Origin of the sequence: Streptomyces sp. NPDC001904 (genome assembly GCF_040297005.1) — a bacterium.
In the GTDB taxonomy this organism is placed as follows: Bacteria; Actinomycetota; Actinomycetes; order Streptomycetales; family Streptomycetaceae; genus Streptomyces.
Map to the genome: position 1 here is coordinate 179,911 of NZ_JBEOYI010000004.1, position 13,058 is coordinate 192,968.

A 13,058-nucleotide genomic window follows, 5' to 3' on the forward strand; every position below is an offset into this window, starting at 1 on the left:
CACCATGAGCAACGCCGTCAGCTCGTCGCCCCTCAAGGCCCTCTCCGACGAAGGCGTTTCCATCTGGCTGGACGACCTGTCCCGCACCCGCATCGAGTCCGGCAACCTCGCCGAGCTGATCGAGAAGTCCCACGTCGTCGGCGTCACCACCAACCCGTCGATCTTCCAGGCCGCCATTGGCTCCGGCGCGGGCTACGAGGACCAGCTCGCCGACCTCGCCGTCCGCAAGGTCACCGTCGACGAGGCCGTCCGCATGATGACCACGGCCGACGTCCGCGCCGCCGCCGACATCCTGCGCCCCGTGTACGACGCCACCGGCGGCCGCGACGGCCGGGTCTCCATCGAGGTCGACCCGCGCCTGGCCCACGACACCGAGGCCACGATCGCCGAGGCCAAGCAGCTCGCCTGGCTCGTCGACCGCCCCAACGTCATGATCAAGATCCCGGCGACCCTCGCGGGCCTCCCGGCGATCACCGAGGTCATCGGCCTCGGCATCTCGGTCAACGTCACGCTGATCTTCTCCCTCGACCGCTACAAGGCCGTCATGGACGCCTACCTGGCCGGTCTGGAGAAGGCCCACGAGCGCGGCCTCGACCTCTCGGTCATCCACTCCGTCGCCTCGTTCTTCGTCAGCCGCGTCGACGCCGAGATCGACAAGCGGATCGACGCGCTCGGCACCGACGAGGCCAAGGCCGTCCGCGGCAAGGCCGCCCTCGCCAACGCCCGTCTCGCCTACGAGGCCTACGAGCAGGTCTTCGCCTCCGAGCGCGCCACCAAGCTGGCGGCCGCCGGCGCCAACAAGCAGCGTCCGCTGTGGGCCTCGACCGGCGTGAAGGACAAGGCGTACAAGGACACCCTGTACGTCGACGAGCTGGCCGCCCCGGGCACCGTCAACACCATGCCGGAAGGCACCCTCAACGCCACCGCCGACCACGGCGACATCCACGGCGACGCCGTCTCGGGCACCTACGAGACCTCCCGCGAGGAGCTGGCCGCCGTCGAGAAGCTCGGCATCTCCTACGACGAGGTCGTCCAGCAGCTCGAGGACGAGGCCGTCGCCAAGTTCGAGATCGCCTGGAACGACCTGCTCGCCACGGTCGCCGACCGCCTCCGGGGCGGCGAGGCCAAGTGAGCGTCCCCTCCCTTCCGTCGCAGGAGTGGGCCAACCCGCTCCACGATCCCCGCGACCGCCGTCTGCCGCGCGTCGCGGGCCCCTCGGGGCTCGTCATCTTCGGCGTCACCGGTGACCTGTCCCGCAAGAAGCTGATGCCGGCGGTCTACGACCTCGCCAACCGCGGTCTGCTGCCGCCCGGCTTCTCGCTCCTCGGCTTCGCCCGCCGCGAGTGGGAGGACCAGGACTTCGCCCAGGTCGTCCACGATTCGGTGCGCGAGCACGCCCGTACCCCCTTCCGCGAGGAGGTCTGGGCCCAGCTCGCCGAGGGCATGCGCTTCATCCCCGGCGACTTCGACGACGACACCGCGTTCAAGCAGCTGCGCGACGCCGTCGACGAGCTGGACGAGAAGCAGGGCACGAGCGGCAACTACGCCTTCTACCTCTCGGTCCCGCCGAAGTTCTTCCCCAAGGTCGTCCAGCAGCTCAAGAAGCACGGCCTCGCGGACGCCCCCGAGGGCTCGTGGCGGCGCGCCGTCATCGAGAAGCCGTTCGGCCACGACAGTGCGTCGGCGCGCGAGCTCAACGCGATCGTGCACGACGTGTTCGCGCCCGAGCAGGTCTTCCGCATCGACCACTACCTCGGCAAGGAGACCGTCCAGAACATCCTGGCGCTCCGCTTCGCCAACCAGATGTACGAGCCCATCTGGAACCGGTCGTACGTGGACCACGTGCAGATCACCATGGCCGAGGACATCGGCATCGGCGGCCGCGCGGGCTACTACGACGGCATCGGCGCCGCCCGTGACGTCATCCAGAACCACCTGCTCCAGCTGCTCGCCCTCACGGCGATGGAGGAACCGGCCGCGTTCGACGCCGAGTCGCTCGTCAACGAGAAGCTGAAGGTCCTCAAGTCCGTCCGGCTCCCCGCCGACCTGGAGCGCTCCACCGTGCGCGCCCAGTACGCGGCGGGCTGGCAGGGCGGCGAGAAGGTCCGCGGCTACCTCCAGGAAGACGGTATCGACCCGCAGTCGAAGACCGACACCTACGCGGCCGTGAAGCTGGAGATCGACAACCGCCGCTGGGCGGGCGTCCCGTTCTACCTGCGCACCGGCAAGCGCCTGGGCCGCCGCGTCACCGAGATCGCGGTCGTCTTCCAGCGCGCCCCGCACTCCCCGTTCGACTCCACCTCCACCGAGGAACTCGGCCAGAACGCGGTCGTCATCCGGGTCCAGCCGGACGAGGGCATGACCGTACGCTTCGGTTCGAAGGTCCCGGGTACTTCGATGGAGATCCGTGACGTCTCGATGGACTTCGCGTACGGCGAGTCGTTCACGGAGTCCAGCCCCGAGGCGTACGAGCGGCTGATCCTGGACGTGCTGCTCGGCGACGCCAACCTCTTCCCGCGCACGGAGGAGGTCGAGGAGTCCTGGCGCATCCTCGACCCGGTCGAGGAGCACTGGGACAGCCACGGCAAGCCCGCCCAGTACGCCTCCGGCAGCTGGGGCCCGGGGGAAGCGGACGAGATGCTCGCACGAGACGGACGGAGCTGGCGCAGGCCATGAGGATCGACCTGACCGACACCACGGCAAGCAAGATCAACAAGGCGCTCGTCGAGGGGCGCCGGGCCATCGGGACGCCCGCCGTGGGCATGGTCCTGACGATGGTCATCGTCACGGACGAGGAGAACGCGTACGACGCGACGAAGGCCGCCCAGGAGGCGTCCCGCGAGCACCCCTCGCGCACCCTCGTCGTCATCAAGCGCACCAAGCGCTCGCCGCGCGACCGGCAGGGCAACCGGCTCGACGCCGAGGTCCGGGTCGGCTCCGACGCGGGCACCGGCGAGACCGTCGTCCTGCGTACGCACGGCGAGGTCAGCCAGCACGCCGCCTCGGTCGTGCTGCCGCTGCTGCTCCCCGACGCCCCGGTCGTCGTGTGGTGGCCGGTGGACGCCCCGGACGAGCCCGCCAAGGACCCGCTGGGCGCCCTCGCCGCGCGCCGCATCACCGACGCCTACGCGGTCGAGGACCCGATCGGTGCCCTCGCCCTGCGCGCCGCGTCGTACGCCCCCGGCGACACCGACCTCGCCTGGACCCGCCTCACCCCGTGGCGCTCCATGCTGGCCGCCGCCCTCGACCAGGCCCGCGCCGAGGTCGTCTCCGCGGCCGTCGAGTCCGAGGCCGAGAACCCCAGCGCCGAGCTGCTCGCGCGCTGGCTCGGTGCCCGGCTCGGCGTCGAGGTCGAGCGGGTCACCACCGACGGCCCGGTCGTCACCGCGGTCCGCCTCGGCACGCCCGGCGGCGAGATCGTCATCGACCGCCCCGACGGCCCCCTCGCCACCCTGTCCCTGCCCGGCCAGCCGCAGCGCACCCTCGCCCTGAAGGTCCGCTCCACGGCCGAACTGATCGCCGAGGAACTGCGCCGACTCGACGCCGACGAGATGTACGCCGTCGCGCTCCACGGCAGCGCCTCCGGCCCCAAGGAGTCCGTTCAACATGCCTGAGAACGCCCCTCTGCTGACGCGCCGCCCGCAGTGGACCGCCCTGGAGGACCACCGCGCGAAGTTCAACGGCACGCACCTGCGCGACCTGTTCGACCGTGACCCGGAGCGCGCCGGTCGCTACACCGTCCAGGTCGGCGACCTGCACATCGACTACTCCAAGAACCTGGTCACGGACGAGACGCTCGCCCTGCTCCAGGAACTGGCCACCGCCACCGACGTGTTCGGGCAGCGCGACGCCATGTTCCGCGGCGAGAAGATCAACACGACCGAGGACCGCGCCGTGCTGCACACGGCCCTGCGCGCCCCGGCCGACGCCGTGATCGAGGTCGACGGCGAGAACGTCGTACCGAAGGTGCACGCCGTCCTCGACAAGATGACCGCCTTCGCGGACAAGGTCCGCTCCGGCGAGTGGACCGGCCACACCGGCAAGCGCATCAAGAACGTCGTGAACGTCGGCATCGGCGGCTCCGACCTCGGTCCCGCGATGGCGTACGAGGCCCTGCGCCCGTACACCGCGAGGGACGTGACGGTCCGCTTCGTGTCGAACGTGGACGGCGCCGACCTGCACGAGGCCGTCCGCGACCTCGACCCGGCCGAGACGCTGTTCGTCATCGCCTCGAAGACGTTCACCACGATCGAGACGATCACCAACGCCACGGCCGCCCGCACCTGGCTGCTCGCCGGGCTCGGCGGCGACACGGACGCGGTGGCGAAGCACTTCGTCGCCCTGTCGACCAACGCCGAGAAGGTGTCGGACTTCGGCATCGACACGGCCAACATGTTCGAGTTCTGGGACTGGGTCGGCGGCCGCTACTCCTTCGACTCGGCCATCGGCCTGGCGCTGATGATCGCCATCGGCCCGGACCGCTTCCGCGAACTGCTCGACGGCTTCCACCTGGTCGACGAGCACTTCCGCACGGCGCCGGCGGAGGCCAACGCGCCGCTGCTGCTCGGCCTCCTGGGCGTCTGGTACGGCAACTTCCACGGCGCCCAGTCGCACGCGGTGCTGCCGTACTCGCACTACCTGTCCAAGTTCACCGCCTACCTCCAGCAGCTCGACATGGAGTCCAACGGCAAGTCCGTGGACCGCCAGGGCCGCCGCGTGGAGTGGCAGACCGGACCGGTCGTCTGGGGCACGCCGGGCACCAACGGCCAGCACGCCTACTACCAGCTCATCCACCAGGGCACGAAGCTGATCCCGGCCGACCTCATCGGCTTCGCCGAGCCGGTCGACGAGCTGAGCGACGACCTCAAGGGCCAGCACGACCTGCTGATGGCCAACCTGTTCGCCCAGGGCCAGGCGCTCGCCTTCGGCAAGACGCCCGACGAGGTGCGCGCCGAGGGCGTCGCCGAGGAGCTGGTCGCCCACAAGACGTTCCAGGGCAACCACCCCACCACGACGATCCTGGCGAAGGAACTGACCCCGTCGGTCCTCGGCCAGCTCATCGCCCTGTACGAGCAGAAGGTCTTCGTCCAGGGCGCCGTCTGGAACATCGACTCCTTCGACCAGTGGGGCGTCGAGCTCGGCAAGGTCCTCGCCAAGCGCGTCGAGCCCGCCCTCACGGAGGGCGCGGAGGTCCCCGGCCTCGACGCGTCCACCCGGTCCCTGGTCGACACCTACCGCGCGCTGCGCGGCCGCACGTCCTGACCCCCCGACTCGTTCCCAAGACTCCCGAAAGTAAGTGAACTGACATGCAGCTTGGTCTCATCGGTCTCGGCAAGATGGGCGGCAACATGCGCGAGCGCATCCGCCGCGCGGGCCACGACGTCATCGGCTACGACCGCAACCCCGAGGTCTCCGACGTCGCCTCCCTCGCCGAACTGGTCGAGAAGCTCGAAGGCCCGCGCGTGGTCTGGGTGATGGTCCCGGCGGGCGCCGCGACGCAGTCCACCGTCGACGAGCTCAAGGAGCTCCTGTCGGAGGGCGACATCGTCGTCGACGGCGGCAACTCCCGCTGGACGGACGACGAGAAGCACGCCGCCGAGCTGGGCGTGAAGGGCATCGGCTTCGTCGACTGCGGCGTCTCCGGTGGCGTCTGGGGCCTGCAGAACGGCTACGCGCTGATGTACGGCGGCTCCGAGGCGGACGTCGCCAAGGTCCAGCCGATCTTCGACGCCCTCAAGCCCGAGGGCGAGTTCGGCTCGGTCCACGCGGGCAAGGTCGGCGCCGGCCACTTCTCCAAGATGGTCCACAACGGCATCGAGTACGCCATGATGCAGGCCTACGCCGAGGGCTGGGAGCTCCTGGAGGCCGTGGACTCGGTCACCGACGTCCGCGAGGTCTTCCGCTCCTGGCAGGAGGGCACGGTCATCCGCTCCTGGCTGCTCGACCTGGCCGTCAACGCCCTGGACGAGGACGAGCACCTGGCCGACCTGCGCGGCTTCGCGCAGGACTCCGGCGAGGGCCGCTGGACGGTCGAGGCCGCCATCGACAACGCCGTGCCGCTGCCCGCGATCACCGCGTCCCTCTTCGCCCGCTTCGCCTCGCGCCAGGACGACTCGCCGCAGATGAAGATGATCGCGGCGCTGCGCAACCAGTTCGGCGGCCACGCGGTCGAGAAGAAGTAACACCCCGCACCCCGCTCCACCCGGCCGGCGGGGAACGGCCCACGTCACGTGGCCCGTTCCCCGCCGGCCGTCGTGCACCTGCGTGCATGATCCACGGTGCGTGCATACGGGGGAATTCGGCACGGTGCGGCACCGGGGGCGACCTACGATCACCCGCTGTGACAGAACCTCACTCCATGGCAACATCCGGTGATACCGCCGACGTTGTCATCCTCGGGGCCGGACCGGCCGGCCTCCTCCTCGGCAACCTCCTCCAGCGCGGCGGCGTCGACTGCGTCGTGCTGGAGCGGGGCAGCCGGGAGCACATCCGGACCCGGGCGCGCGCCGGTTTTCTCGCCGCCCACACCGTACGGATCCTCCAGCGGCACGGCCTCGCCGACGGCCTGAACCGGGACGGCCAGGACCACAGCACCTGCGAGTTCCGCTCCGACGACGGCCGCTTCCGCCTCGACTACAGCCGCCTCGGCCGCGGCGAGCGGCACACCGTCTACCCCCAACAAGCCCTGGTGAGCGACCTGCTGGCGCACTACGTCGACGCCGGGGGACGCATCCGCTTCACCACCGAGGCGCTCGACGTGCGGGACACCGGCACCGACCGGCCCACGGTCACCGTCCGCACGGCCGACGGCCGCCCCGGACACTGGCGGGCCCGCTACGTGGCGGGCTGCGACGGCCGGCACGGCGCCGCCCGCCGCTCGCTTCCCGCGGACACGGTCCGCCGCCACCACCTCGACCACGGCGTGAGCTGGCTCGGTCTGCTCGCCGAGGCCCCGCCCAGCCTGGACGCCGTCGGCTACGGCGTGCACGGCCGAGGCTTCGCCGGACACATGGCCCGCACCTCCACCGTCACCCGCTACTACCTCCAGTGCCCCCGCGACACCCGCGCCGACGACTGGTCCGACGACCGGATCTGGGACGAACTGGCCCTGCGCCTGCGCGCCGACGCCTACGGCCCGCTGCACCGGGGCCGGATCGGTCAGCGCGGTGTCGTCCACCTGGAGTCCGACGTCATCGAACCCCTGCGCCACGGCTCACTGTTCCTGGCCGGCGACGCCGCCAGCCTGATCAGCCCGTCCGCCGCCAAGGGCGCCAACCTGGCCGTCCTGGAGGCCGAACTCCTCGCCGAGGCGCTGCTCGACGACCTCGCGCACGGCGACTCCGCGGGCCTCGACACGTACTCGGCGCGCTGCCTCGACCACATCTGGCGCGCCCAGGAGTTCTCCCACTGGATGATCGCGCTGCTGCACGGCAGCCCCGGCACGGACGGCGAGGCGCGGTTCCGCGACTCCCTGCGCCGGTCCCGGATCTCCGCCCTGCGCGACTCCCGCGCCCAGCAGGACTGGTTCGCCGAGCACTACGTGGGGATCGGCACCGTCCGTGCTGCCTGAACGTTTCTTTTCCTTTTCGATCCTTTCTGAACTCCCTTTCTCCGGACGCTCCCTTCCCGAGCGCCCTTTCTCTTTCTGATGCTGAGCACTCGAATCGAGGCACCACACCCGATGGTCACCACGATGGCAGGCGACACATCCCGTCTGCGCGCGACGGTCGACTTCGTCCGCGAGCAGGACACCGCCACCCTGCTCCCGCTGCTGCTGCCCGGCCTCGACGGCCCGGAGCTGCGCTCCCTGGCGGACCGCTGCCGCTTCGCCCACGCGGCCCTGCTGCTCTTCCCCCGCGACGAGCGCGACCTGCACACCACGCTCACCGAGTGCGGCCTCGACCCCGACGGCCCGCCGCGGCCGAGCGTCGTGGTCCGTGAACGCCTCGCCGTACGCCACCGCCGCGACCCCGCCGACCTCGACGTCGGCATCCTGCGTCCCGCCGTCACCGGACTCGACGGAGCGCACCGCACCGTCGAGGTGTTCGCCCTGACCGTCCCCCCGGGCTCCGGCCTGGAGTCCCTCGTCTCCCACGAGCGCGAACACCGGCACGAGGCCCATCTCGCGTTCGAGGTCGACGGCCCCGACCCGCTGGTGCTGCGCGGCCTGTGCGCCACGCTCGCCCGGTACGGCGCGGTGCCCGACGGCGGCGGCTACAACCCGCACGAGAACGGCACGGTCTTCTACTTCGCCGCGCCCGACGGCGCGAAGACCGAGTACCGCCGCCTGGAGCTCTACGCCCCCGGCGACCACCGCGACGTCCTCACCGCCCACCTCGCCGAACACCGGGCACGGCAGCCCGCCGAGGCCCTGCTGCGCCTGCTCACCGGCGCCTGGACCACCCAGGCCCTCGCCGCCTTCGCCGAGCTGCGGATCGCCGACGCCCTGGACACCGGGCGGTGGACGGGCGTCGACGACCTGGCGGAACGTATCGGCGCCGCTCCGGGCGCCCTCGCCACCCTCCTGCGCTATCTGGAGACCCTGGGCGCGGTGACGGCCGACCCGGGACTCACCAACGGCTACCGGCTCACCGCGCTCGGCGCCCTGCTGCGCACCGACGCCCCGGAGTCGATGCGCCCCCTCGCCCTCCTGTACGGCGGCCCGTTCTACCGCTCCTTCGGCGCCCTCGCCCACACCGTGCGCACCGGGGAGCCCGGCTTCGAGCACCTCTTCGGCGCGCACCACTTCGACCACTTCGCCGCCGACCCCGAACTCGCCGACCTCTTCGACCGGTCCATGGCCGCCGGCGCCGCCATGTTCGGGCCGCTGCCCACCCACCCGGTCCTGCTCGCCGCCGGCCGCGCGCAGACCTCGGCGACGGTGGTCGACATCGCGGGCGGCAACGGCGCGCTGCTCGGCCGGGTCCTCGCCGTGCACCGGCGCCTGCGCGGGGTCCTCCTGGAGCGCCCGCACGTCGTCGAGGCCGCCCGTGAAGCCCTGGAGGGCGCCGGGTTCGGCGACCGCTGCACGTACCGCAGCGGGGACTTCGCGGACGTCCCCGCCGACGGTGACGTCTATCTCCTGTCGCGCATCCTGCACGACTGGGACGACGACCGGTGCCGGGAGATCCTGCGGCACGTCGCCCGCGCGATGCCCGCCCACGCCGATCTGCTCGTCGTCGAGAGGGTGCTGCCCGCCGACGGCTCGGCCTCCCTGGCCACCGCCTGGGACCTGCACATGATGTGCAACGTCGGCGGCCGGGAACGCCGCGCCGACCACTACGCCCGCCTCTTCGCGGACGCGGGCCTGACCCTGGTCGGCCAGGAGCGGCTCCCGCTGGACGGCAGCGTGCTGCACGTACGGAAGGCGGCCGCCGCGGGCTGACCCGGGGGAGGGGGTGTTCCGCCCGGGACCCGGTGTCCCGGGCGGAGTCACGGACCGCGCGGACCGTCTTGACAACGGCATTGGTCCATACCAACTTAGGTGCGACACAGGAACGGCAGAGCACCACCAGGTTCGCGCATGTCCCCAACCCCCCTCCAAGCACCGGGAGTTCGCGTGTCCCCCACCCGAAGACGGCGTCCTTCGCGACGCTCCGGAAGATCCCGCATCCTCGCGCTCGTCGGCACCGCCGCCCTCGCCGTCGGCGGCGCGGTCGCCCTGCCGGGCACCGCCCAGGCGGCCAACATCCTCTCCAACGCGGGCTTCGAGTCCGGCGCGCTCGGCTCCTGGTCCTGCACCGGCAACCTCGGATCCGTGGTCTCCAGCCCCGTCCACGGCGGCACCAAGGCCCTCGCGGGCGCCGCGAGTTCGAGCGACAACGCCAAGTGCAGCCAGACGGTCGCCGTCCAGCCGAACACCACGTACACCCTCTCCGGCTGGGTGCGCGGCAGCTACGCCTACCTCGGCGTCGACGGCGGCGGCTCCACCTGGACCCAGTCGCCCTCCGCCTACGCCCAGCTGTCGGTGAAGTTCACCACCGGCGCGTCGCAGACCAGCGCCACGGTCTACACCCACGGCTGGTACGGCCAGGGCACCTACTACGCCGACGACATCAGCCTCGACGGCCCCGGCGGCAGCAGCGACACCCAGGCCCCGACCGCGCCGACCGGTCTCACCTCCACCGGCAAGACGTCCTCCAGTGTCTCCCTGTCCTGGGGCGCGGCGAGCGACAACGTCGGGGTCACCGGCTACGACATCTACAGCGGCGGCAGCAACAAACTGCTGACGGTCAGCGGTACGTCGGCCACCGTCTCCGGGCTCTCGCCCTCCACCGCGTACAGCTTCACCGTCAAGGCGCACGACGCGGCCGGCAACAGCTCGCCGGCGTCGAACGCGGTCTCCGTGACGACGAGCGCGGGCTCCGGCGGCACCACCGGCTTCAAGCAGGCCGCGCCCTACTTCTACACCGGCTGGGGCAACCCGCCCAGCCCGTCCACCGTCATGAGCGCCACCGGCGTCAAGTGGTTCACGATGGCGTTCATCCTCTCCTCCGGCGGCTGCAACCCGGCCTGGGACGGCTCGCGCCCGCTCACCGGCGGCCAGGACCAGACCGCGATCAACGCCATCCGGGCGGCCGGCGGTGACATCGTCCCGTCGATCGGCGGCTGGAGCGGCAACAAGCTCGGCCCCAACTGCTCGACACCGGAGGCCCTCGCGGGCGCCTACCAGAAGGTGATCGACGCCTACCAGCTCAAGGCGATCGACGTCGACATCGAGAACACCGACGAGTTCGAGAACACGGTCGTGCAGGACCGCGTCCTGAACGCCCTGAAGATCGTCAAGGCCAACAACCCCGGCCTGCGGACGATCCTCACCTTCGGCACGTCCACCACCGGCCCGACCTCGTACGGCAACCGGCTCATCGAGCAGGCCAAGGCCCTGAACGCCGACATCGACGTCTTCACGATCATGCCGTTCGACTTCGGCGGCGGCAACGACATGTACGGCAACACCGTCAACGCCGCCGAGGGCTTGAAGACCAAGCTCAAGTCGGTCTTCGGCTGGGACGACGCGACCGCGTACGCCCACATCGGCATCTCCGGGATGAACGGCCTCAGCGACCAGCAGGAGACCACGACCCCGGCGATCTGGACCCAGATCAAGGACTGGGCGAACACCAAGCACATCGCCCGGCTCGCCTTCTGGTCGGTCAACCGCGACCGCCCGTGCGCGGGCGGCGGCGTCGCCGAGAACTGCTCCGGCATCAGCCAGGACAACTGGCAGTTCACGAAGATCACGGCCGGCTTCACCGGCTGAGACAGCAGAAAGGCCCGACAGCTGGGCTGCCGGGCCTTTCTCTTTTGTGTCCGAGGGGGGACTTGAACCCCCACGCCCGATAAAGGGCACTAGCACCTCAAGCTAGCGCGTCTGCCATTCCGCCACCCGGACAAGGTGTCTGCCGCTTTGTGTGCGGGGGGCTTCCCCGCGGCGACACAGAGAACATTACCAGGGTTTCCGAGTGCTCCGATCACACCCCCACCTCGGCGCTTGCCCTGTGAACGGCACGTGACGAGCGGTGCCCGGCCTTGGGTCCCGACGCCGGGGGAGAGAGGATGAGAGGGATCCCAGGAAGAGAGGAACAAGCGTGAGTGAGCCGAGCACGGGCAGGGCGGTCTCCGGACAGGACGAGGTCGTCGACCTCTGCCGCGAACTGATCCAGATCGACACCAGCAACTACGGCGACCACTCGGGCCCCGGCGAGCGCAAGGCCGCCGAGTGGGTCGCGGAGAAGCTCGCCGAGGTGGGCCTCGAACCGAAGATCTTCGAGTCGCACCCCGGCCGCGCCTCCACGGTCGCCCGCATCGAGGGCGAGGACCCGTCGCGGCCCGCGCTCCTCATCCACGGCCACACCGACGTCGTCCCGGCCAACGCGGCGGACTGGACCCACCACCCCTTCTCCGGCGAGGTCGCCGACGGGTGCGTGTGGGGCCGCGGGGCCGTCGACATGAAGGACATGGACGCGATGACCCTCGCGGTCGTCCGCGACCGGCTGCGCACCGGCCGCAAGCCCCCGCGCGACATCGTGCTCGCCTTCCTCGCCGACGAGGAGGCCGGTGGCACCTGGGGCGCGCGTCACCTCGTCGACAACCACCGGGACCTCTTCGACGGGGTCACCGAGGCGATCAGCGAGGTCGGCGGCTTCTCCTTCACGGTGAACGAGCAGCGCAGGCTCTACCTCATCCAGACCGCCGAAAAGGGCATGCACTGGATGAAGCTGAGCGTGGCCGGCACCGCCGGGCACGGCTCGATGATCCACCGGGACAACGCCATCACCGAGCTGTCCGAGGCCGTCGCCCGGCTCGGCCGCCACCAGTTCCCGGTCCGCGTCACCAAGACGCTGCGCCACTTCCTCGACGAACTCGGCGACGCGCTCGGCACCGAGCTCGACCCCGAGGACATGCAGGAGACGATCGCCAAGCTGGGCGGCATCGCCAAGCTGATCGGCGCGACCCTGAGCAACACCGCGAACCCGACGCAGCTCGGTGCCGGGTACAAGGTCAACGTCATCCCCGGCGAGGCGACCGCCCACGTCGACGGGCGCTTCCTGCCCGGACACGAGGACGAGTTCCTCGCCGACCTCGACCGGCTCCTGGGCCCGAACGTCAGGCGCGAGGACGTCCACGCCGACAAGGCCGTCGAGACCACCTTCGACGGGGCGCTCGTCGAGGCCATGCAGACCTCGATCGCCGCCGAGGACCCGATCGGCAAGGCCATCCCGTACATGCTCTCCGGCGGCACCGACGCCAAGTCCTTCGTCGAGCTGGGCATCCGCAACTTCGGCTTCGCGCCGCTGCAGCTGCCGCCCGAGCTGGACTTCGCCGGCATGTTCCACGGTGTCGACGAGCGGGTCCCGGTGGACGGCCTGAAGTTCGGTGTGCGGGTGCTGGACCGCTTCATCGACGCGTCCTGAGCCGGCTGTCGGCGTCAACCTGGCGACAGCCCGGTAATTCGGCCGTTCGTGCGTACTGGGCTGAAAAGAGTGAAAGGAACCATAGGCTCGTAGCCCCATCACTTTCTCCTCGTTACAGGGAGTGCAGTCCGCGGCTGGGACTGC

9 protein-coding genes and 1 tRNA gene are annotated in these 13,058 nt (G+C 70.9%); 9 read left to right on the forward strand and 1 reads right to left on the reverse strand.

The genetic code is table 11. The annotated features are described in order from the left end of the window. The first annotated feature begins 4 nt into the window (after positions 1-4). The 8 genes from tal (at position 5) to ABT127_RS07935 (ending at position 11,260) form a co-directional block, all read left to right on the forward strand. Positions 5-1,132: a transaldolase gene (gene tal, locus ABT127_RS07900; RefSeq protein ID WP_351445743.1), complete on the forward strand. Its 1,128-nt coding sequence runs from the start codon at positions 5-7 to the stop codon at positions 1,130-1,132. After that, positions 1,129-2,676 carry a glucose-6-phosphate dehydrogenase gene (gene zwf / locus ABT127_RS07905; RefSeq protein ID WP_351445745.1) on the forward strand — a complete coding sequence of 516 codons (1,548 nt, stop codon included), beginning with the start codon at positions 1,129-1,131 and terminating at the stop codon, positions 2,674-2,676. Before tal ends, zwf begins: the two co-directional genes overlap by 4 nt. Next, positions 2,673-3,614 carry a glucose-6-phosphate dehydrogenase assembly protein OpcA gene (gene opcA, locus ABT127_RS07910; RefSeq protein WP_351445747.1) on the forward strand — a complete coding sequence of 314 codons (942 nt, stop codon included), beginning with the start codon at positions 2,673-2,675 and terminating at the stop codon, positions 3,612-3,614. The genes zwf and opcA overlap by 4 nt, the downstream gene beginning before the upstream one ends. After that, positions 3,607-5,262 (forward strand): glucose-6-phosphate isomerase, encoded by a 1,656-nt coding sequence (gene pgi, locus ABT127_RS07915; protein ID WP_351445749.1) that lies wholly within the window; start codon positions 3,607-3,609, stop codon positions 5,260-5,262. Before opcA ends, pgi begins: the two co-directional genes overlap by 8 nt. 44 nt (positions 5,263-5,306) lie before the next feature. Continuing rightward, positions 5,307-6,182 (forward strand): phosphogluconate dehydrogenase (NAD(+)-dependent, decarboxylating), encoded by an 876-nt coding sequence (gnd, locus tag ABT127_RS07920; RefSeq protein ID WP_351445751.1) that lies wholly within the window; start codon positions 5,307-5,309, stop codon positions 6,180-6,182. Between the two features lie 176 nt (positions 6,183-6,358). Next, positions 6,359-7,570 (forward strand): 4-hydroxybenzoate 3-monooxygenase, encoded by a 1,212-nt coding sequence (locus ABT127_RS07925; protein ID WP_351445753.1) that lies wholly within the window; start codon positions 6,359-6,361, stop codon positions 7,568-7,570. 111 nt (positions 7,571-7,681) lie between these two features. Further along, a complete protein-coding gene (locus tag ABT127_RS07930; RefSeq protein ID WP_502971667.1) occupies positions 7,682-9,385 on the forward strand; it encodes a methyltransferase in 1,704 nt (567 codons plus the stop codon). Between the two features lie 174 nt (positions 9,386-9,559). Beyond that, positions 9,560-11,260: a carbohydrate binding domain-containing protein gene (locus tag ABT127_RS07935; protein ID WP_351445757.1), complete on the forward strand. Its 1,701-nt coding sequence runs from the start codon at positions 9,560-9,562 to the stop codon at positions 11,258-11,260. A 47-nt stretch (positions 11,261-11,307) separates the two neighbouring features. On the opposite strand, the gene ABT127_RS07940 is transcribed toward ABT127_RS07935, so the two are convergent. Continuing rightward, positions 11,308-11,392: transfer RNA gene (locus tag ABT127_RS07940), tRNA-Leu, on the reverse strand. 196 nt (positions 11,393-11,588) lie between these two features. Between ABT127_RS07940 and ABT127_RS07945 the strand changes: the two genes are divergently transcribed. Continuing rightward, positions 11,589-12,914, forward strand: a complete 1,326-nt coding sequence (locus tag ABT127_RS07945; RefSeq protein ID WP_111666222.1) for a M20/M25/M40 family metallo-hydrolase — start codon at positions 11,589-11,591, stop codon at positions 12,912-12,914. Positions 12,915-13,058 lie beyond the last annotated feature (144 nt).